The sequence below is a fragment of the Burkholderia stabilis genome, assembly GCF_001742165.1.
Taxonomy (GTDB): domain Bacteria; phylum Pseudomonadota; class Gammaproteobacteria; order Burkholderiales; family Burkholderiaceae; genus Burkholderia; species Burkholderia stabilis.
This window is the reverse complement of the sequence record NZ_CP016443.1, coordinates 2,749,812-2,770,267: the sequence shown is the minus strand read 5'-3', so window position 1 is coordinate 2,770,267 and position 20,456 is coordinate 2,749,812. Positions and strand designations below refer to the sequence as shown.

General features: G+C 67.2%; 21 protein-coding genes. 6 read left to right on the top strand and 15 right to left on the bottom strand.

Annotated elements, in window-relative coordinates; all coding sequences use genetic code 11:
- Positions 1 to 266 precede the first annotated feature (266 nt).
- The 8 genes from BBJ41_RS30245 to BBJ41_RS30210 all read right to left on the bottom strand — a co-directional run bounded on the left by BBJ41_RS30245 (position 267) and on the right by BBJ41_RS30210 (position 8,306).
- Complete coding sequence (locus BBJ41_RS30245) at positions 267 to 1,667, bottom strand: amidase family protein (RefSeq protein ID WP_069749839.1); 1,401 nt, start codon at positions 1,665 to 1,667, stop codon at positions 267 to 269.
- Positions 1,668 to 1,741: 74 nt separating this feature from the next.
- A complete protein-coding gene (locus BBJ41_RS30240; protein WP_069749838.1) occupies positions 1,742 to 2,533 on the bottom strand; it encodes an alpha/beta fold hydrolase in 792 nt (263 codons plus the stop codon).
- Positions 2,534 to 2,613: 80 nt separating this feature from the next.
- Positions 2,614 to 2,940 (bottom strand): DUF4148 domain-containing protein, encoded by a 327-nt coding sequence (locus BBJ41_RS30235; RefSeq protein WP_069750446.1) that lies wholly within the window; start codon positions 2,938 to 2,940, stop codon positions 2,614 to 2,616.
- A gap of 282 nt (positions 2,941 to 3,222) precedes the next feature.
- Complete coding sequence (locus BBJ41_RS30230) at positions 3,223 to 3,759, bottom strand: cytochrome P460 family protein (RefSeq protein WP_069749837.1); 537 nt, start codon at positions 3,757 to 3,759, stop codon at positions 3,223 to 3,225.
- The gene (locus tag BBJ41_RS30225) at positions 3,759 to 4,802 is read right to left on the bottom strand and encodes an alpha/beta fold hydrolase (protein ID WP_069749836.1); all 1,044 of its coding nucleotides are present in this window, start codon (positions 4,800 to 4,802) and stop codon (positions 3,759 to 3,761) included. Before BBJ41_RS30225 ends, BBJ41_RS30230 begins: the two co-directional genes overlap by 1 nt.
- 258 nt (positions 4,803 to 5,060) lie before the next feature.
- Positions 5,061 to 6,440 (bottom strand): tripartite tricarboxylate transporter permease, encoded by a 1,380-nt coding sequence (locus tag BBJ41_RS30220; RefSeq protein WP_069749835.1) that lies wholly within the window; start codon positions 6,438 to 6,440, stop codon positions 5,061 to 5,063.
- Positions 6,440 to 6,937 carry a hypothetical protein gene (locus BBJ41_RS30215; protein ID WP_069749834.1) on the bottom strand — a complete coding sequence of 166 codons (498 nt, stop codon included), beginning with the start codon at positions 6,935 to 6,937 and terminating at the stop codon, positions 6,440 to 6,442. The genes BBJ41_RS30220 and BBJ41_RS30215 overlap by 1 nt, the downstream gene beginning before the upstream one ends.
- Before the next feature lie 82 nt (positions 6,938 to 7,019).
- The gene (locus BBJ41_RS30210; protein ID WP_069749833.1) at positions 7,020 to 8,306 is read right to left on the bottom strand and encodes a hydroxymethylglutaryl-CoA reductase, degradative; all 1,287 of its coding nucleotides are present in this window, start codon (positions 8,304 to 8,306) and stop codon (positions 7,020 to 7,022) included.
- A 170-nt stretch (positions 8,307 to 8,476) separates the two neighbouring features.
- Between BBJ41_RS30210 and BBJ41_RS30205 the strand changes: the two genes are divergently transcribed.
- Positions 8,477 to 9,862, top strand: coding sequence for an aminotransferase-like domain-containing protein (locus tag BBJ41_RS30205; protein ID WP_069749832.1), 1,386 nt, complete (start codon positions 8,477 to 8,479; stop codon positions 9,860 to 9,862).
- Between the two features lie 261 nt (positions 9,863 to 10,123).
- Positions 10,124 to 10,465: an NIPSNAP family protein gene (locus tag BBJ41_RS30200; protein WP_069749831.1), complete on the top strand. Its 342-nt coding sequence runs from the start codon at positions 10,124 to 10,126 to the stop codon at positions 10,463 to 10,465.
- A gap of 86 nt (positions 10,466 to 10,551) precedes the next feature.
- Here the strand turns inward: BBJ41_RS30200 and BBJ41_RS30195 are convergent, their stop codons facing one another.
- Positions 10,552 to 11,829 carry an epoxide hydrolase family protein gene (locus tag BBJ41_RS30195; RefSeq protein WP_069749830.1) on the bottom strand — a complete coding sequence of 426 codons (1,278 nt, stop codon included), beginning with the start codon at positions 11,827 to 11,829 and terminating at the stop codon, positions 10,552 to 10,554.
- Positions 11,830 to 12,352: 523 nt separating this feature from the next.
- Between BBJ41_RS30195 and BBJ41_RS30190 the strand changes: the two genes are divergently transcribed.
- Complete coding sequence (locus BBJ41_RS30190) at positions 12,353 to 12,916, top strand: flavodoxin family protein (RefSeq protein WP_069749829.1); 564 nt, start codon at positions 12,353 to 12,355, stop codon at positions 12,914 to 12,916.
- Between the two features lie 361 nt (positions 12,917 to 13,277).
- Here the strand turns inward: BBJ41_RS30190 and BBJ41_RS30185 are convergent, their stop codons facing one another.
- Positions 13,278 to 13,982, bottom strand: coding sequence for an SDR family oxidoreductase (locus tag BBJ41_RS30185; RefSeq protein ID WP_069750445.1), 705 nt, complete (start codon positions 13,980 to 13,982; stop codon positions 13,278 to 13,280).
- 134 nt (positions 13,983 to 14,116) lie between these two features.
- Between BBJ41_RS30185 and gcvA the strand changes: the two genes are divergently transcribed.
- The 3 genes from gcvA to BBJ41_RS30170 all read left to right on the top strand — a co-directional run bounded on the left by gcvA (position 14,117) and on the right by BBJ41_RS30170 (position 15,656).
- A complete protein-coding gene (gene gcvA / locus BBJ41_RS30180; RefSeq protein WP_069749828.1) occupies positions 14,117 to 15,031 on the top strand; it encodes a transcriptional regulator GcvA in 915 nt (304 codons plus the stop codon).
- A 5-nt stretch (positions 15,032 to 15,036) separates the two neighbouring features.
- On the top strand, positions 15,037 to 15,357 hold the full coding sequence (locus tag BBJ41_RS30175; RefSeq protein ID WP_069749827.1) for a hypothetical protein: 321 nt from the start codon (positions 15,037 to 15,039) through the stop codon (positions 15,355 to 15,357).
- 62 nt (positions 15,358 to 15,419) lie between these two features.
- The gene (locus tag BBJ41_RS30170; protein ID WP_167362225.1) at positions 15,420 to 15,656 is read left to right on the top strand and encodes a hypothetical protein; all 237 of its coding nucleotides are present in this window, start codon (positions 15,420 to 15,422) and stop codon (positions 15,654 to 15,656) included.
- Between the two features lie 24 nt (positions 15,657 to 15,680).
- Here BBJ41_RS30170 and BBJ41_RS30165 read toward each other — a convergent pair whose 3' ends face one another.
- From BBJ41_RS30165 to BBJ41_RS30145, 5 genes are all read right to left on the bottom strand, one after another.
- Positions 15,681 to 16,268 (bottom strand): pyridoxamine 5'-phosphate oxidase family protein, encoded by a 588-nt coding sequence (locus tag BBJ41_RS30165; protein ID WP_069749825.1) that lies wholly within the window; start codon positions 16,266 to 16,268, stop codon positions 15,681 to 15,683.
- Positions 16,269 to 16,367: 99 nt separating this feature from the next.
- Positions 16,368 to 16,559, bottom strand: coding sequence for a hypothetical protein (locus BBJ41_RS30160; protein WP_069749824.1), 192 nt, complete (start codon positions 16,557 to 16,559; stop codon positions 16,368 to 16,370).
- Between the two features lie 12 nt (positions 16,560 to 16,571).
- Entirely contained in the window at positions 16,572 to 17,771 is a 1,200-nt protein-coding gene (locus BBJ41_RS30155) for an aminotransferase-like domain-containing protein (protein ID WP_069749823.1), read from the bottom strand.
- A gap of 334 nt (positions 17,772 to 18,105) precedes the next feature.
- Positions 18,106 to 19,173, bottom strand: a complete 1,068-nt coding sequence (locus tag BBJ41_RS30150) for a zinc ribbon domain-containing protein (protein WP_069750444.1) — start codon at positions 19,171 to 19,173, stop codon at positions 18,106 to 18,108.
- A gap of 300 nt (positions 19,174 to 19,473) precedes the next feature.
- The gene (locus tag BBJ41_RS30145; RefSeq protein ID WP_069749822.1) at positions 19,474 to 20,421 is read right to left on the bottom strand and encodes an alpha-amylase family protein; all 948 of its coding nucleotides are present in this window, start codon (positions 20,419 to 20,421) and stop codon (positions 19,474 to 19,476) included.
- Positions 20,422 to 20,456: the final 35 nt, after the last annotated feature.

The following is a 20,456-nucleotide window of genomic DNA, read 5'->3' as shown; positions in this document are numbered from 1 at the left end:
AATTGCGAGGCTGGATGCACCGATCCGTATTTTTATATTTTTAATGAGGGCGGACAGGCACAACCGCTCCGCCGCTGAATTTCCGATTCGACTCACTTGCCTCGGGAAATCCAGGGAATCCCGCTTCCCACACTGCCGTGCTGATCTGCCTGGCCGGCTCGTTGTCCGTCAGGAAATCCGAAGTGGAAAGTACTACCGCGATCGAAGGTTGCGATGCATCGGCATGATGCCCAGCGGCATCGCCGATGCATGCACCTGTCAGCGCATCACGACTGTGGATCAACCGGCGCAACCACCAAACCGCGCGCTTCGATATCGCGCCCCGCGAGCAGACACAGATCCTCGCGATGATGCGCGGCAACCACCTGTACGCCCACCGGCACGCCGTTCACGAGCGACGTCGTGACAGCCAGCCCCGGCAGCCCCATTGCGGGCAGCGCGCGCAACGTGAGCTGCGCTTCCCACACCCGCTCGAACCCGTCGAGCCCCTGCCGGTCGAGATCGTCGCGAAACGGCAGTTCCGACGACACGGGCAGCAGCACGACCGCATACTCGTCGAGAAACAGCCGCCACTGTCGCGTCAGCGTGGTGCGCCGGACGAGCGCGCGGCTGATCACGTCGGCCGGCAGATCGCGCACCTTGCCGCGCACGGCAGAGATCACCACGGCCGCACCCGGATCGCCATCGCGCTCGACCGCATTCGACAACGCATCGAACCCGTCGCCGAGCCAAAGCTGTTCCTGCAACAGCGCGGCCTCGCGCATCGGCGGCGTGTCGTCGATCTCGTCGACGGTCCAGCCCGCATCGACGAGCCGGCGCGCGGCATCGCGCAACGCGGCCTCGACCTCGGGCACGACCTGCAAGCCGCCCGGCCGCACGCACAGCGCCGCGCGCTTCGGCACCGCCGGCCCGTCGAACGGCACCTGCACGTGCCACGGATCGCGCGGGTCCGGCGCGGCGAATGCACGCAACGCGAGCGAGAGATCGTCGATCGTGCGCGCGATCGGCCCCGCCGTCGACATCAGTTGCGCGCCGATCGCACGCTCGGGCGACGACGCGTTGAAGGCCGGCACACGCCCGAGCGACGGCCGGATGCCGTGCACGCCACATGCGTAGGCCGGGTAGCGCACGGAGCCGCCGATGTCGGTGCCGAGCGCGAGCGGGCCGATCCCGGCAGCCACGGCCGCCGCCGCGCCGCCGCTCGACCCGCCCGGCGTCAGCGACGGATCGCGCGGATTGCGCGTGTGACCGTGTACGCGATTCGACGTGAACCAGCGCAACGCGAACGTCGGCGAATTGGTGCGGCCGAGCAGGATCGCGCCGGCCTTCCTGAGGTTGCCGACCACCGGGCTGTCGGCTTGCGCGATCAGGTTTTCCTGCAGGCGCGTGCCGTTGGTCGTCGCAAAGCCGGCCTGGTCGACGTTGATCTTCACGGTCACGGGCACGCCCGCGAGCGGCCCCGGATCGTCGCCGCGCGCGATCGCGCGATCGACTTCGTCGGCCTGCCGCCGCACGTCGTCGGGCCGGTGTTCGATCACCGCGTTGATCGCCGGGTTCACCGCATCGAGACGATCGAGCACGGCGTCCGCCACTTCGCGCGCGGACACGTCGCGATGCCGTACGCGTTGCGCGAGTTCGGTTGCCGACAGTTGCCAGAGTTCCGTCATGACTTCTCCTTGTGAAAAGACATCGCCATCACACGCGACGCCGCGCTTCAACCCGAACGCGGCGCCGCATCCGCTCACTGCGTATCCTGCTTCGCGCGTTCCGCCGCCGCGATGATCGCATCGGCCACGGCCTTCGGCTGGCTCAGCATCGCGACGTGGCTGCCGTTCACACGCGTGACCGTCGCGCCGATCCGCTTCGCCATCGCTTCCTGCAACGTCGGATCGATCATCCGGTCCTGCGTCGCGACGACGAACGACGACGGCTTCGCATGCCACGCGGCCTGCGCGACCTTCTCCGAGATGCACCCGCCATACCACGGCCCCTGGGTCGCCGCGACGATGCGCTGCTGCGCGGGCGGCAGGTCCGGCGCGAAATCCTGCGCGATCGCCTTGTCCGAGAGCCGCGTGAACCCGCCCGCGTCCTTGCGCAGTTCACCGGCCCATGCCGGCGCGGGCAACCCCTGCGTGACGTCGGCGATCGACTGGCCATTGTCGGGCGCGAACGCCGCGACGTAGACGAGCGACTTCACCTTGTCGTCGTTGCCCGCATCGCTGATCACGACACCGGCCCACGAATGACCGACCAGCACGACCGGCCCTTTCTGCTCGTCGATCGTACGCTTCGTCGCCGCCGCATCGTCGGCGAGCGAGCTCAGCGGATTCTGCACCGACACCACGTGCAGCCCGCGCGCCTCGAGCAGCGGAATCACGCGGTTCCAGCTCGACCCGTCGGCGAACGCGCCGTGCACGAGCACGACGTTCGTGCCCTTCAGGTCGTCCTTCGGCGCGGCCTGCGCCGCGGCCGCACCGGACAGTGCGCCGATCACCGCGGCGGATACCAGAACGCGTTTCATCAAACCGGTCATCGTGATGCTCCTTTCTCAGTGTTGTTCTACATGAAGTACTGCGATGAGCCGCGCGTGCCGGCAGCAGGCGCGGCAACGGATCAAGAATGCGCGTACAGATCGTCGGCGGCGTTCTGCGTCGAGCGCGACCGCGCGGCGTCGCGATGGCTTGCCGGCGTCGACGTATCGGCCACGTTGTCGCCCTGCGACTTCGACGGGCCGTTCTGGTCGGAACGCGCGACCTGCAGCGCAGCGGCGACGTCTTCCGGATAATTCGGTTCGCTGCGTGCCGGGTTGTAGCCGGCCTGTTCGAGCCGGACGAGTTCGGCGCGCACGTCGGCGCGCGTCAGGCCGTGGCCGGTATCGGCGAACGACAGCGCGGGGATGGCGACGAGTGCGGCGACGGCGAGGATACGGGTGGTTTTCATGAGCATGCTCCTTGACGAAAGTTGGGGTATCGAACACTTGGCATCCGATGCAAACGCGTGGCATCGAACGTTTCCTGCATGTCGACAGTAGAACCCGCCCACGTATCCGGCATGTTTCCGAAACCGGTGCTTTCTGCATGCCAGTTTTTCCACAACGGCCGCAGATACAGTGCGATACAAACCCGCAATCGATGCGCTCGCCAGCGCACACGCACCAACAAAAAAAGGCGTGCCTCGCACGGCACGCCTTTCGTTGCATCGAACCCGCGATGCCGCATCACGTTACGGCGCGAGCCGCGTGAACACGTAATCGTGGTTCTTCACGCGCGCCTGGTGACACGCGAAGCACGTCTGGTGCTGGCCGATGTCGGCCGGCACACCGTTGATGAAGCGCCCGAACCCCCAGCCGCCCGTCGACGCATAACGACGCGAGTCCTTCACCATCACCTGCACGGTCGTCGCCTGGCCGGGCACCGTCGCCGGCGCGAACTCGTCGGACTGCTTGCGCTTGTACGCGAGCTTCACGAGGATCGTGCCGTCCGGGAACGGCAGCGTCGCCTGTTCGAGCGCGCGGATCGCGACCGGGTTGCCGAGCACCACGCGCAACTCGTCGAGCGGCGCAGCCTCTTCGGCCGGCGCGACCATTTCCCATTTCCGGTAGCCGGGCGGGATCGTCACGCCGTAGATCGGCGACGCGGCGGCTTTCGGCTGTTCCGCGAACGCGGCCGGGCCGCTCGCCGACCACGCACCGGCCAGCAGCGCGCCCGCGACGAGCGCGCGGCCCGCGCCGCGACGCAGGAAGCCTGCTCCCGAGCGCATCACAGATGCTCCACTTGCAGGATCGCATCCGCGAACGCCTGCGGCGCTTCCTGCGGCAGGTTGTGGCCGATGCCGCCGGTGATCGTCCGGTGCTGGTACTTGCCCGTGAACTTCTTCGCATACGCGGCCGGCTCCGGATGCGGCGCGCCGTTCGCATCGCCTTCCATCGTGATCGTCGGCACGGTGATCGCCGGGCCGGCCGCCAGACGGCGCTCGATGTCGTCGTATTGCGCCTCGCCCTTCGCCAGCCCGAGACGCCAGCGATAGTTGTGGATCACGACGGCGACGTGATCGGGGTTCTGGAACGACGCGGCCGAGCGCGCATAGGTCTCGTCGGAGAACTGCCACTTCGGCGACGCGAGTTGCCAGATCAGCTTGTTGAACGCATCGCGGTTCGCCGCGTAGCCGAGCGCGCCGCGCTCGGTCGTGAAGTAGAACTGATACCACCACTGGAATTCGGCCTGCGGCGGCAGCGGCTTGCGGTTCGCCTCCTGGCTGCCGATCAGGTAGCCGCTCACCGACACCAGCGCCTTCACGCGCTGCGGCCACAGCGCCGCGATGATGTCGGCCGTGCGCGCGCCCCAGTCGTAGCCGCCGAACACCGCGCGGTCGATCTTCAGCGCATCCATCAGTGCAACGATGTCGACGGCGGTCACGGCCTGCTGGCCGTTGCGCACCGTGTCGGCGGAGCGGAACGTCGTCGAGCCGTAGCCGCGCAGGTACGGCACGATCACGCGATAACCGGCCGCGACGAGCAGCGGCGCGACTTCCGCGTAGCTATAGATGTCGTACGGCCAGCCGTGCAGCAGGAACACGACGGGGCCGTTCTTCGGCCCGAGGTCCGCATACCCGACGTTGAGCACGCCCGCGTCGATCTGGTGGATCGTGCCCAGCGACGCAGCGCCGGCCGCGCGCTTCGCGCTCGATGCATCGGGCGCCGACTGCGCGCGCGCCAGGTTGCCGAGGCCGAGGTCGGCGAGGCTCAGGCTCGCCAGTGTCGTACCCAGGATCAGGCGGCGGCGGGTGTTCACGGTATCAGGCATGACTCGTTCTCCATTGTCGATCGCTAAGGAAGGGGCCCGCGGCACGTGCGGGCGCTCCGGTATCGCCGTTCGCAGCGGCGGCGCATGGCACTGCGCCGCCGTGTGAAACGCTTCACCGGTTTTATATCCGAACCATCCGGATGCTTTGTATCCCAACGTATCTGTGTGCGAACACGACACACAGCGATTCAAAAATCGCACGCGAAACGGCGGTTCGCGGCGGGCCGCGCGGCACACGCGGCCCCGTACGCCGATGCATCAGAGCAGCTTGACGATTGCGGGCACGCTCAGCACCGCGACGTAGTACCCCATGAACTGCACGCCCGTGTTGAACGCGAACAGCCGCGACAGCATCCCGCCGAACAGGCCGATCGTCACGATCACGGCCAGCCCGAGCAACTGCCCTTCCCACACGCCGATCACGACGATCAGCCCCGCGAAGGTCGCGATGATCGCTTCGTGGCTCAGCTTCCTCGCGACGAACGACGCCGCGCGGTGCGCGTGATGCATCGCGAGCGGATACGCGATCAGCGCGGCCAGCAGGATCGACAGCAGCCCGTAGCCGAGGAACTCGGGCCAGCTCATCAGCGTGTGCAGGTTGTGGATCTGCCCGCTCGCGGCGTCGACCGTGAAGCGCGGCGGCGCATTGAACAGCGGCGCGGCCGGGCCTGCGGCCACCGGGCTCAGCGGCAGCCCGAACGCGATCAGCGGAATCAGCGCCTCGGCGATGTAGGTCGCCTCGGTCACGCCGTTGCGCGCGGCGATCACGGTCGTCAGCCGCTGGTACGCGTGGCGCACGCGCGCGCCGACGATCTCGCCCATCAGCACGGTCATCGCGACCGGGCTGAACACGAACGTCGCGCTCGACACGGCGGCCGTCCCGACCGTCCACGCGACCTGTTCGCGGTCGAGCACCTTCAGCGGATTCGGGAAATAGCCGCGCCAGCTTTTCACGTCGGGCGCGAGCACGAAGGTCGACGGCCCGTCGCGGCGCATGCGACGCCGCTCGGCCGGCGACAGGATCGAGAACAGGTCGGCAACCAGCGGCCCGATCGCAATGCCGAGAAAGTAGCTGACGCTCAGCTTCACGCCGTAATGGCCGGTCAGCGCCTGCAACCCGACCACCAGCATCACGAACGGCACGAGCAGCAGCACCGACGCCCAGCGCCCCGCCGAGAAATACGCGATGCCGACGGCCGCCGCGAGGAACACCCACGGCGCGGCCTTCGCGATCGCCGCGCCGAACGGCGCGAGCAGCGACGCGAACAGCACGGCGAGCGGCAGCGCGACGAACGCGGCGACGATCGCGCCGGAGATCATCTTGCGCAGCGCGATGTGCGGCACGCCGAGCGCGCGCAGCAACGTCGCCTGCTGCAACAGCGGCGCGGCCATCGTGTCGCCGGGAATGCCGAGCAGCGCGGTCGGGATCGCATGCGTGATGTGCTTGGCCACCGCGCCCGCGAGGAAGAACGTGAACACGCCGGCGGGCGGCACGCCGAGCAGCGCGACGAGCAGCGTGAGCGGCGCGATCGTCGTCGTTTCGTCGGTGCCGGAGATCAGCCCGATGCCGGAGAACACGATCGCGCCGAGCAGCCCCATCGCGAACGCGGCCGGCAAGGCTTGCAGCAGCGCGTCCATCAGAGGCCTCCCGCGCGTGCGCGCTCGGGCGACGCGTCGTACGACGCGAACAGGTCGAGCAGGCCGAGTTCCTCCATCTCGGCGCGCGCGCGGGGCGACAGGTCGGCCGGCGACCCGAGCCCGCCCGATGCCTCGGCAAGCTGCCGGAGCGCCGCGTCGCGCTCGGGGCCGCCCGCCGCATGTTCGATCACCGTGCGTTTCGGCTTGAACAGCATCGCGCAGATCGTACCCGCCAGCAGGCAGCCGCCGAGGCCGATCAGCATCGCGTAGGCGCGCGCGATCGCCGCGTCGTGCACGAACGACGCGAGCGCGAGCCGGCCGATCTCGAATGCGCCGAGGCTGATCGAGATGCCCAGCAGCACCGACCACGCCAGGTGCTTCGTGGCTACCGTGTCGCCCCACACCTCGACGAGCGTCGCGGCCGGCGCATCGGCATCCGCGAACGGCCGGACGTGATGCGGCACCGGCGCGACAGCGCTTGAACCGGTCTGTTCCATGTGTCTCCTCCTTGATTGATATGTCGCCGGCGGTGCCGGCGCGGCACGCCACGCACGCCGCTTACGGCGCGCGTGCCGCGCGTCAGCCGCCGCTGCTGCCGGCCAGTAGCGCGAGCGCGAAATCGGCGCGCACGTCCTTCGCCTCGACCATCTGCTGCGCGATGCGGTCGACGTCCGCGCCGGTCGCGCCTGCCGCGACGGCGATATTGCGTGCATGCAGCGCCATGTGGCCGCGCTGGATGCCTTCGGTCGCGAGCGCGCGCAGCGCACCGAGATTCTGCGCAAGCCCGACCGCGACCGCAATTTCACCGAGTTCCTGCGCCGATGTCACGTTCATGATCTTCAGCGCGAGACGCGCGAGCGGATGCGTCTTCGTCGCGCCGCCGACGAGCCCGACCGGCATCGGCATCTCGATCGTGCCGACGAGGTCGCCATTGGCGGCCTTCTCCCAGGTCGTCAGCGACGTATAGCGCCCGCTGCGGCTCGCATACGCATGCGCGCCGGCCTCGACCGCACGCCAGTCGTTGCCGGTCGCGACCACGACCGGATCGATGCCGTTCATGATGCCCTTGTTGTGTGTCGCCGCGCGGTACGGGTCGATCGCCGCGAACGCGTAGGCGTCGATCACGCGATCGATCACCGCTTCGCCCGGATAGTCGTCGGTCGAGAGCGTGTCGGCCGCGTACCGTACCTCTGCGCGCGCGAGGCGCAGATCCGCGAGGTTGGACAGTATCCGCAACCGTACCTGCCCGCCGGTGATCGCTTCGATGCGCGTCGCGACGGCTTCGGCCATCGTGTTGACCGTGTTCGCGCCCATCGCGTCGCGCACGTCGACGATCAGGTGCGCCACCACCATCGCGCCGCGCGGCGTGTCGGGGAACACGTGAACCTCGATGTCGCGGCAGCCGCCGCCCAGGCCGACGAGCACCTTGTCGCGGCCGTTCGCGAGTTCGATCAGCTCGGCGGCGTGCCGCAGGATCGCGAGCCGCGCGCCGTACGGATCGCCGACGCCGATCACCTGCACCTGCGCGCGCATCAGCGGGCCGCTGCTCGACGTACGAAAACCGCCGGTCGCGCGGGACAGCTTCGCCATATACGATGCGGCCGCCACGATCGACGGCTCCTCGACGGCCATCGGCACGATCACGTCGCGGCCGTTGATCCGGAAGTAGCCGGCCACCGCCATCGGCAGCTCGAACGTGCCGATCACGTTCTCGATCATCCCGTTCGCCGTCTCGAGCGGCAGCGCGCCCGGCTTCGCGAGCAGCGCGTGCTCGGCATCGTCGAGCCCGACGGTACGGGACAGGTGGGACAGGCGTTGCTCGGGCGTGAGCGAGCGGAAGTTCGGCAAGGCGGAATCGATCGGCATGATGTCGTTCTGTTTCGGGGTGGCGGGGTGGCGGGGTGGCCCGGCGACGCTTGCGGCGGGCTGCGGATAGCCGAATAATAGACACGCTGTACCCATTGAAAAGGTACAGACGGCGCAGACACTCAACCATCCGTACCCATGACAGTGGGCCGGCCCGACGGAACATCGCGATGAAGCAGCGTGCAAAAGCCAGCCTGTCTGGCGCCATGGCGGACAATCTCGCCAGACAGATCGAGGAAGGCGTGTTGCCGGCCGGCGCGAAGCTGCCTTCCATCAGGGAATACGCTGAGGCGTCCGGTTGCTCGAAGAACACCGTGATCAGCGCGTTCGAGATGCTCGCGGCCGACGGCCTGATCGAGCCGCGCCGCGGCTCGGGGTTCTTCGTTACGCGGCGCGCGGCGGCCGCGCCCGACATCGACGAACCGAGCTCGCTCGACCGCGCGATGGACATCGTGTGGCTGATGCGCGAGCAGCTGCACGTGAAGCCCGACGTGCTCAACCTCGGCGAAGGTTTTCCGCCGATCGAGTGGCTCGAGGAAACGCGGCTGAACCAGTACCAGCAGCGCATCATGCGCACGAGCGCCGCATCGCTGTTCCGTTACGGCAGCCGCTTCGGCTACCTGCCGCTGCGCCAGTCGCTGCAGCAGAAGCTCGCCGGTTACGAGATCGAGGCGCCGCCCGCACAGATCGTGCTCACGCACGGCGCGAACCAGGCGATGGATCTCGTGCTGCGCTACTTCGTGCGCCCCGGCGACACCGTGCTCGTCGACGATCCCGGCTACTACCCGCTGTTCGGCAAGCTGAAGCTGAGCGGCGCGAACATCGTCGGCGTGCCGCGCGAGATCGACGGCCCCGACGTCGCGAAGCTGGCCGAGCACATCGCCGCCTACCGGCCGAAACTGTTCTTCACGCAATCGGTCGGCCACAACCCGACCGCGACCGATACGAGCGCGGCCAAGGCGCACCGCATCCTGCAGCTCGCCGACGCGCACGATCTCATCATCGTCGAGGACGATGCGCTGGCCGACCTGCGGCCGCGTTCGCTCACGCGCATCTCGACGCTCGACCAGCTGCGCCGCACGATCTATATCGGCAGCTTCTCGAAATCGGTGTCGGCCGCGCTGCGCGTCGGCTTCCTCGCCTGCAACGCGGCGCTCGCGAGCGATCTCGCCGACGTGAAGATGCTGACCCACGTCAGCAGCTCCGAATATTGCGAGCGTACGCTCGACGCGATCGTCAGCGACGGCCACTTTCTCCGGCATACGAATCATCTTCAGGAGAAGCTGCGGCGCGCGACCGCCACCGCACTCGACGCGCTCGACCGGCTCGGCGCGCAGGTCTACCGGCCGTGCGAGCAAAGCCTGTATCTGTGGGCCGCGCTGCCCGGCTGGCCCGACTCGATGCAGCTCGCGCAGGCGATGCTGGAGCGCGGCGTGATTCTCGCGCCGGGCGCGGTGTTCTCGCCGCAGGCCGATCGTCCTTCCGCGTTTTGCCGGTTCAATGTCGCGTATCTGGCGGACAAGCGGTTCGCGCAGGCGTTGCGTGCGGTTGCGTAGCCCCGCGAACCGCACGCAACGCCTGCCCGTGTCGAATGCGAACGGGTGCGAGCCGTCAGACGCATCGACGGCCGCCGCCGACAAGACATTCGACGATCGACGACGGAAAAGCCGCCAACGCCCCGCCAACGGCCGCCCATCCCGGGCTTCGCCGTTCTCCGGCATGCGTTCCTGCTATGCTCGCCCGAGACTGCCGACAGGGCAGCCGCTACGATCGACCAGGTTCGATTCCGCCGATGCGGCAAGCCAAGGAGACGAAACATGAATCGGTTGCTGGAAATCCGCACCTACCGCCTGAAGCCGGGAACGTTGCACGCCTTTCATGCGGCCATGCACGAGCTTGCCGTTCCGATGATTCGTGCCAGCGGCATGGATGTCGTGTGCTACGGTCATTCGGACCACGAAGAAGAAAGCTATTGCCTCGTGCGGGCCTACACCGACCGCCATGCCCTGGAAACGGAGCAGGCAGCGTTCTACCACTCGGCGGCATGGCGGGAAGGCCCGCGCCAGGCGCTTGTCGTCCATATCGACACGTACCTCAACACGCTGCTATGGATGACGGACGACGCTGTCGAGAGCCTGCGCACGCTCAATCGGTCGTGACGGCCGGCCGGATCGCGCGGAACGCATCATGACGAAGTGAACGCGGGCGGTAGTCAGCCAGCCCGCGCCCACCGCTCAAACCCCGCTTACACGCGACGCAACGGCCGGAACCCGGCACGCACTTCGCGAGCAAACAGTTCCGGCTCCTCCCACGCCGCGAAATGCCCGCCCTTGTCGACTTCGTTGAAGTAGATCAGGTTGTGATAACTGCGCTCGGCCCAGCTGCGCGGCGCCTGGTAGATCTCGCCCGGGAACACCGTGATCGCGGCCGGCAGCGAGATGTCCACCGCGTTGAAGTTGTTCGAGTGATCCTCCCAGTAGATCTGCGCGGCGGACGTCGCGGTGTTCGTCAGCCAGTACAGCGAAATATCGTCGAGAATCTCGTCGCGCGGAATCGAGCGTTCGGGCACGCCGCCGCTGTACGTCCATTGCGAGATCTTGTCGTACATCCATGCGGCCTGCCCTGACGGCGAATCGGCGAGCGCATAACCGACCGTCTGCGGGCGCGTCACCATCATCGCCGAGTAGCCGCAGTTGTCGCGATAGAACGTCGCGAGCTTCTCGTACGCGGCCTTCTCCTTCGGCGACAGCGAAGCCGGCGCGGGTGAATCGGTCGCGAGCAGCGCGGCGATGTCCGGCGGCACCGTCGCCGGCATGTTCACGTGAATCCCGGCCAGACCCTGCACGCGCTGCATCGCCATCCGGTGCGAGATCACCGAGCCGCAGTCGCCGCCCTGCGACACGAAACGCGTATAGCCGAGCCGCGCCATCAGTTCGCCCCAGGCACGCGCGATGTGGTCGGAGCCCCAGCCCGTCTGCGTCGGCCGGCCCGAAAAACCGAAACCCGGCAGCGACGGCACGACGACATGGAACGCGTCGTCGGCGCTCGCGCCGTGCGCGGTCGGGTCGGTCAGCGGGCCGATCGCCTTCAGCAATTCGAAGATCGAACCAGGCCAGCCGTGCGTCATGATCATCGGCATCGCGTTCTCGTGCCGCGAGCGCACGTGGATGAAATGAATGTCGAGCCCGTCGATTTCGGTGATGAACATCGGGAACCCGTTCAGGCGCGCCTCGCCCTTGCGCCAGTCGTAGTCGGTGCCCCAGTAGCGCAGCAGCGCCTGCATGCGCGCGAGCCGCACGCCCTGCGATTCGTCGGCGACGGTCTCGCGGCCCGGCCAGCGCGTCGCGGCAATGCGGCGGCGCAGGTCGGCCAGCGCTTCGTCGGGAATGTGCGCGGTGAACGGGCGTATGCCGCTGCCGCCGGTTGCGGCATGGAGCGCGGTGGGCAGCATCGCCGATACCCCGGCGGCCACGGAAGTGGCCAGCAGGTGGCGACGCATCGGGGAAAACGGTGTGGAAGACATCGTTCGGCATCTCCTTTCGTGAAGTGGAAAGTGAACATGCCGCGCGCTCGATCGCGCCTTCGCTTTCAATCCGGCGCGCCCTCGTCACGCGGCGTCGCCCATTTGAAAGGTCTGATGTATCCCGGATTTGTCTGGTTTGTACGCGTTTGTAGCCGTTGCCTGTAGCCGCTGCGGGCCGACCGAGGCGCCCCGACGATCGCGCCATCGGACAAACCGGATCACGACGGGGCGTCTTTCTCGTCCAGCCAGCCGCCTGTAACAGTCAGAAAGGTTTCGCCGCCGCGATTCGAGCCGGATGACCACGCGCTTGCGTGACGTTGCGGCATTGGCACCGATCCTTCACCAGCACGGCTCTGCCTTCGGACTCTCGCAGGAAGCGGACGGATACCTTCCGGACACCCGATGCTTCGGGCACCGGAAGTCGACATAGGCGGGCACTTCACACACGGCAACCAGCTTGCCAATATCTGTTACGTGTTCAGTAACACATTCATCGTTTCTTCAACCCCGCAAGGAGTTTTCCATGGTCAATGTCGCAGTCGTTTTCCACAGTGGTTATGGCCACACGTCCGTTATCGCCGAAGCCGTCGCTCGCGGCGCCGAGAAAATCGAGGGTGCTGTCGTCAAGCTGATCCCGGTCGACGCCATCGATCAGCATTGGTCGTACCTCGCGAACGACGCCGACGCGATGATCTTCGGCTCACCGACTTACGTGGGCAGCGTATCCGCGCAGTTCAAGACCTTCATGGACGCGTCGACCAAGCAATGGGGCAAGTGGCGCGACAAGCTCGCGGCCGGCTTCACGGTCTCTGCGTCGCAAAGCGGCGACAAGCTCGCGACGCTGCAGCAGCTTGCGCTCTTCGCGGCGCAGCATCACATGATGTGGATCAGTCTCGGGCTCATGCCCGGAAACAACAGCAGCACGGGGTCGGTCGACGACATCAACCGGCTGGGCTCGTTCCTGGGCTCGATGGCGCAGGCCAACGCCGATCAGGGCGGCGACACCATCCTGGAAAGCGACCGGCTAACGGCCGAATTGCTCGGCGAGCGTGTCGCGAAGGCCGCGCTGCGCTGGATTGACGCGTAACGCCGTCGCCGAAGAAACCGAAAGATAGCCCGACGGTCGCAGTTTCATGCCGAAGCGCGGCGACGGTTCGGGCCGCCGAGGATTCGGCGAATCGCTCAGGAGACCAGCGGCCGACATCGAGCAAATTCGAACGGCTGCATAAATGGACCGGCCCGTTGTGTTCACAACGGGCCGGTTGTTCTCCACTCATTCATCCTGCGGCGTAGCCACCGAAACGCCGATACGGCTGGGAAGGTCTCTATTCTTTATCGCCGAGGTCTGAGCGCAAGGGTCCACGCGAACACTTGCACTCAGCCCCTTTACCGCTCACTGGCTCTGATTCGTACCGCTTTGCAGCAGGCAGGCGGCTCCGTCGCGACGCTCAAAGTGCCTTGACGATCGCGCCGTCGACGCGAATGTTCTGCCCGGTGATGTAGCCCGCGCCGTCCGACAACAGGAACGCCACCGTCTTCGCAATCTCGCCCGTCTTGCCGAAACGGCCGGCCGGAATACGCGCGACGATCTCCGGCGTTTCCGGCCAGCTGTCGATGAAGCCCGGCAGCACCGCGTTCATCCGGATGTTCTCGGCCGCATAGCGTTCCGCGTACAGGCGCGTCCATGCGCTCAACGCCGCGCGCAACGTCGACGACACCGGCATCGGCTGCTCGGGCGCATCGGCCGCGAAGCTCGAGATGTTGACCACCGCGCCGCCGCCCTGCTTCTGGAAGACCGGCGTCACGCGGCGCATCACGCGCACGACGTTCAGCAGGATCAGGTCGAGCCCCGCGTGCCAGTTTTCATCGGTGATCGACAGCAGCTCGCCCTTCGGCGGATGCCCGGTGTTGTTCACCACCGCGTCGATGCGCCCGTAACGCGCAAGCGTCTCCTGCACGAGCCGGTCGATATCGGCTTCTTCCGTCACCGAGCCCTGGATGCCGAACCCGCCGAGTTCCTCGCCCAGCGCCACCGCGCTGCCCGACGGCGACATCAGCGCGACACGGTAGCCCGTCGCCGCCAGTTCGCGCGCGATCGCCGCGCCCATGCCCTTGCCTGCCGCCGTGATCAACGCCACTTTTTCTACAGTCACGATCTGCTCCTCGTTCGAATCCTGCCGCCGCGCAGCCGCCATTCGGCGCGCCATGGTGGTAATGTAGGCGCATCACCCGCGACTGTCGAACCAGTATTTCTGCCTCTAGCCGATAGTTTTTCTACAGCCTTACGATGCCGCCCCGCCCCTCCCGCCTGCCGCCGCTGAATGCGCTTCGCGCGTTCGAAGTCTCCGCGCGGCACCTCAATTTCCGCGCCGCGGCCGACGAGATCGGCGTAACCCAGGGCGCCGTCGCGCAGCAGGTGCGCCACCTCGAGGACGTGCTCGGGCTGAAGCTGTTCGAGCGCCTGCCGCGCGGCCTGGCGCTGACGCACGACGGCGCCGCGTATTTCTCCGACGTGCAGCGCGCGCTGCACGCGATCGCCGACGCCACCGACAAGCTCGTGAAACGGCGCGCGGCGCTGACGATCAGCACGACGCCTTCGTTCGCGTCGAAGTGGCTGATCCCGAGGCTCGCGCTGTTCACCGACGCGCATCCCGACTACGACGTGCGCGTGATCGCCGACCAGCAGCTCGCGACGTTCCGCCACGACGGAGTCGATCTCGCGATCCGCTACGGCAAGCCGCCGTTCGGCAAGCATCTCGCCGCGCACGCACTGTTCCCGCTCGACGTGTGCGCCGTGTGCAGCCCCGCGCTGCTGGCCGCGCCCGCGTCGCCGCGCGCGCTTGCCGGCCACGTGCTGCTGCACGATGCGCACGACCTGTGGCCCGCGTTTCTCGATGCGATGCCCGAGCCGGTCGACGTCGATCCGCACAAGGGGCTGCGCTTCAACCAGACGTCGCTCGCGATCGATGCGGCCGTCGCCGGCCAGGGCATCGCGCTCGCGACCGATCCGTTGGTCGAACGCGATATCGCGGCAGGCCGGCTGTGCAAGCCGTTCGATTTCGCGTTTCCGCTGTCGGTGGGGTTCTATCTCGTGTATCCGGCCGAGCGCCGCGACGACGATGCGATCGCCGTGATGCGCGACTGGATGGTCGGACAGGCGGCGAACGAGCCACCTCCCGGCCGCACGACGGACAAGGAATAAGCGCCATGCTCGATCTCGATCACCCGATGGCCCCGCACATTCTCAAAGCCGCTGAAATCGAAGATCGAATCCGGCGGCGGCTTCTCGCATGGCGTGACGCGCCGGCGTCCGGACAGGCCGCGTCGGCCACCGCTGAAATCACCGGGCAACTCATTCCGCTGCTGCGTGCGCTCAACGATGAGCGCTTCGGCGCCGATCAGGGCATCGCCGCTACGCTGGACGAACTTCACGCCGCCGTCGGCAATGGCGACCCCGAGACGAGCTGGCAAGTCTTCCTGCAACTGGCGGAAGGCCCGGGCAGGAATTTCGGCACCTGGGCGATATAGCCTGAAGGGGAGCACGGATGGGATGGGAAGAAAAGTACGGCGGCATCTGGAGCGGCGCGCTCATGCCCGGCGAGATGCCCGTCGTCGAAACGCATCTCGCCGATCGCCATCTGGTCGCGCTGATTGCTCGACGTCCCGACGGCTTTTATCGGGCCGTCGTCCTCGGTCATCACCATGATCCCCAGTGGCGCCTGCCGTTCTGGGGTGAAGTCACCGCACCGGCCATCGTCCCGTCGGCCGACGACGGAGAACATGACCTCGCGGCCGCATTGGCCAATCTCGCGGATCGCGGGTCGTAATCGACCGATGCGCGTCGACGTGCATCAAGGCGCGATCCAGCGGCCTTCGTACCCGCCTTCATGCAGATCGAACACCGCGCGGCGATGGCCGGCGCGTGCGAGTTCGAGCCAGTCGATGCGCGTGATCGTCATGTGAATCAGGCAGAAGTTTTCATAGCCGTCGCCGGTTGGCGCCGTGCCGTCGACATGCGCATCTTCGGGCGACTCGACCGGCGTGCCGGGTGGCAACGGTGCGCGATACAGCAGCAGCGTATGCGGGCGGCTCGATTGCCAGATCGCGCGCCGTTGCGCTTCGTCGTCGCAGATCGATGCCGCGCCTTCCGCGCGAATCTGCACGAGCGAATCGAGATCGTTCGCGACGATCGACATGCGCGGATCGCGGCGCAGCTCCGCGACCTTCTCCGAACGCGCATCGGTATGAAACGACAGCACGCGATCGGCGCGGCTCACCTGCCGCAGCACGATCGTGCGCACCTTCGGTGCGCCGTCGATGCCGAGCGTCGCGGCCTGCAGCATCGTGAACGGCGAGCGTTGCACGCTGACGCCGGCTTCGAGGCAGGACCACACGCGGTCGTATGTTCGCGCGAGCGATTCGGAGGATGAGTCGGGCATGAGGGAGAGGCGATCGCACGTGTTTCGATCGCGCAAGCTTAACCGTTTGCTTCGGCGACGGCTCGCGCCTGATGCGGCCGCCGCCTTCCTTCGCGACGCTCAGTTGTAGCCGAGCACGACCGGCGCCGCATCGCCGGCCTCCGTCGCCGGCTCCGCGCCGAACCGGCCGAGCACGTCGGCCACATACTGCGGCCCCGCGCTGATCTGCGACGACCGGTGTTCGACGGGCCGGTTGTCACCGGCGCGTGACGCCGCGCCCATCGGCGCGGTGGGGTTGACGATGATGTTCACGTTCCTGTCTCCTCACGCGGCCAGCGCCGCACCATACGCGCGCACGAGGCGCGCGACGCCTTCCCGGATCGCGTCGACGTCCGGCGCGGCGAACGACAGGCGCAGCGACGCCGCGTCGACGTTGTCCGCAAAGAACGCCTTGCCGGGCACGAACACGATCTTGTTCGCGATCGCCTGTTGCAGCAGCACATCCGACGACACCGCGCCGATCCGCGCCCACACGAACATCCCGCCCTCGGGGCGATGGAATTCGATCGCATCGCCGAAGCCGTCGCGCAGCGCATCGCACATCGCGTCGCATTTGCGCTGGTACGCGGCGGTGATGCGCGGCAGATGGCGTTCGAGCGCGCCATCGGCCAGGTATTCGGCGGCGGTAGCCTGCGTCCACGGTGCGCTGCACAGATCGACCGTCTGCTTCGCGATCACGCAGCGCCGCGCAATCTCGGCCGGCGCGATCGTCCAGCCCACGCGCAAGCCGGGCGCGACGATCTTCGACAGGCTCGCGAAATGCACGATCCAGTCGCGCGCGCCGTCCACTTCGCCGGCCAGCGCGAGCATCGACGGCACGGCTTCGCCTGCGAAGCGCAGATCGCCGTACGGATCGTCCTCGACGATCAGGAAACGGTATTGCACCGCGAGACGCAGCAGTTTCAGCCGGCGTTCGCGCGTGAGCGTCGCGCCCGTCGGGTTCGCGAAGGTCGGAACCGTGTAGAGCAGCTTTGGCTGCGCGATCGCGCCGGACGCGAGTTGTTCGGCGAGACGATCGACGTCGAGACCTTCGCCGTCGACGGGGATCGTCACGATGCGCGCCTGCTGCAGACGCATCGCCTGCAGCGTGGCCGGGTAAGCCGGCTGTTCGGTCAGCACGACGTCGCCGGGCGACACCATCACGCGCAGCAGCAGGTCGAGGCCCTGTTGCGAGCCGGTCGTGACGAGCAGTTCGGCCGGCGTGCACGCGACGCCACGGCGCGCCATCAGCGCGATCAATTGCTGCTTCAGTTCGGCGAGGCCGTCGGTCGGCCCGTATTGCAGGCAGCGCACGGGCTGCGAATACGCGCGTTCGGCGGCCGCGTTCAGGCCGTCGACGTCGAACAGGTCGCTGGCCGGATAACCGCCCGCGAAGGAAATCATGCCCGGTTCGGACAGGTACTTGAACAACTCGCGGATCGGCGAGCCGGCGGGATTCTGGAATGAGGGAGTGAACGCGTACATGTCGTCGTGAGCTGGATGGCGCGGACGGCCGGGATAGCCGCCAGATACCGGCCGCCGCGCCGCTTCTGGCGCCACGGCGGCGAATTCGAGCCACGATTGTCGATAGTCATTAAGGCCGCGGCAAACGATATCTATGCACTAGGTCTTGCGGTTTGGTCATCAAATGGGCGCGCGGGATGCGCCGGGGGATGGGGGTTGATGCGGGGTTTCGGGTGGGTGGGCTGTCGCGCGGGCATGCAATCGGGGCGATTGTTTCGTCGGGCGTCGTGCGGCCTTGGGGGCCTTGCAGCGAGGGGGTTTCGTCGCCCCCGGAACCCGGCGCGCGCGTGCTCCGTCAATCCGATGCCGCCGGCGCCTCGTTGCCCTGCGCAGCACCGCATTGATGGCAATGCGGGAAGAAGAAGAAATTGCGGCCACCGCATCCGCATACATTGAAGAGCCTCAACCCGCAATGCACGCAGAACGTGGAATCGTCGCCGCCGAGATTCCATTGTTTGTCGCATGACGGGCAGCGCTTCTTTTCGAGTGAGCGAACGGCCTTTTCATATCCGATCGTACGCGCGCGTGCGCCCTGATCCTGCTGCAATTCGAGCCGCTTGCGTTCGGCGTAGCGCTGAAACGCCTTCATCATGTAAAGGCCGGCGAATACCGTGAGCGCAATGCCGACCAGGACCCGGACATAACCGCCGAAATTCGGCAGGTACGGAACCAGTTCGATGAAAAACGCGCTCAGCGCAAACAGGCCGAACCCGTACACGAAAGGCCAGTAGCGCGCCTTGCGGTAGCGGATGAACAGCCAGATCGCAATCAGCAGTATCGGTAACGTCAGCGCAAGCCGCAGGCCGAACACCTGCAACTCGTAATGCCGGGTCGCCGCGTCGAGGCGCCGTTCGGCTGCGGCGGCCGCATCGGCGATTTGCGTGTCCACGCGAGCCTGCTGCGATGCCAGTGCCCGTTGCTGGTCGCCGATCGCATCGATCTGATGCTGCCAGTGGGTGACCACGGCCTGCAGCATGTCCAGCTTGCGCGTTCTCGCCAGAATGTCCGGGTCCCGCGCGCTGTCTCCGGTCACCGAGCGGGTGGCCAGCCAGTTGCGGAAGCTTTCCTTCTCGGCCGCGTACTCCTTCGCGGCACGCCCGCGTGCCACCTCCATGGCGTCGGCCTTCCCGGCAAGCGTGTCGTGTTGCGCCTGCAGATCGCGCCGCGCAGCGTCCAGCCGCGCTTTCGCCGGCGCATCCGCGAATTGCTCGATGACGGGCGGCCCGCCTCTCGGGGCGAAGGCCATGTCGCGAATCACGAGACTGCCGAGCATGTTCAGAAAGACGGCGAAGATGATCGCAATCACCCATGAGGCGAGTCGCAGGAGCCGCGCGGGACTGGTCAGGCCGTCGCTGGAAGTCATCATCGTTTTGCCTGTGCTGGAAGGGTTATGTCCGTGTTCGACCCGGGCGTTTTCGATTGTTTCAGGCTTGCCTTAACGCTTCGCACAGAGACGGACGACATGCGTCATGGCGAATCATCGCGAGCCGCTGCCATCGGAGGATATCGCAAGTTTCAATGCCCGCCGCCGCCCCGCCCTGCGCTGGAACGGCTTCCGAACCGGCGCGACAACCGGAGGCAATGCATGTCGGGCAATTCTCATCGGGATCAACGGGGCTCGCGACCTGGCCATCAAACGATTGAACGGCGCGACAGCGCCGAATCAATGCCCCGGCCCGGCAGGCGCGACCGGAGCCGGCTTGGCCGTCCAGTTCGCGAGTTCGCGCGTGAGGTCGTCCGACACATAGTGCGGACCATCGAACAGATAAACCGAATAGCCGCGATAGGCCTGAAGCTGCCTGCCCAGCTCCTCGGCGCTGGCCGAACGGAACCCGCCATGCTCGGCCGGCCGGAACGCTTCGGCGATGACCCGCACGCGTCGTTTGCCCAGGCGCGCCGTCAGCTCGTCGAGGTAAGTGCGCGCGACGTACGGCTCGCGGGCATAGACGCCGCAACCATCCTGGAAGAACACGCCGACGTCGGCAGGCAGCCACGCGGCGAGCCAGTCCGCCAGCGCTTTTCCGCCGATGTTGGTCTGGTCGTAGACGCTCACCCACAGCGGGTGCGGCAGCCGCTGCAGAATCTCGGCGAGCTTGGGCGCGTCCTGCCAGGTCGGGTCGATTTCGACCGGGAAGTAGTAGCCGGTCACATGCAGCGGGATCGGCGCGCGCGCCGCCTCGACGGACTGGTCCGCGAGCGTGGACAGGTGGGTGCGCGCACGCTTTTCGTCCTGATAGCCGGCCAGGCCCAGGATCACGTTCCTGGCCCACGGCGCGCGGCCGATGCGTTCCCAGTCGGGAAGATGCGCCGCGGCAGGCAGGCGCGTGCCGACAACGTACGCGGTATCGTCGACGACGACCCACTGGATCAGCAGATCGCTTACACCGAGCGCCTGCCAGTTGCCGACGGGATTCGTCGTCGCGTTGTCCACCTGCCAGACGATGCCGTCGGCACGCACGCCTTGCGCGGCCCAGCTGCATGCGGCCAGGACGAGCGATGCGCCGATGGCCGCGAGCGTCGCCGCCCGGGGCGCGCGCGGCGCGCCGGCAAGCCGGAGCCGGCCCATGCGCTGTCGAATGCCGCGCCTGGCCGGGTTGGCGGACTGGGTCATTACGGATTCCCCGGAAGCCTCTTCGGGCCTCATCG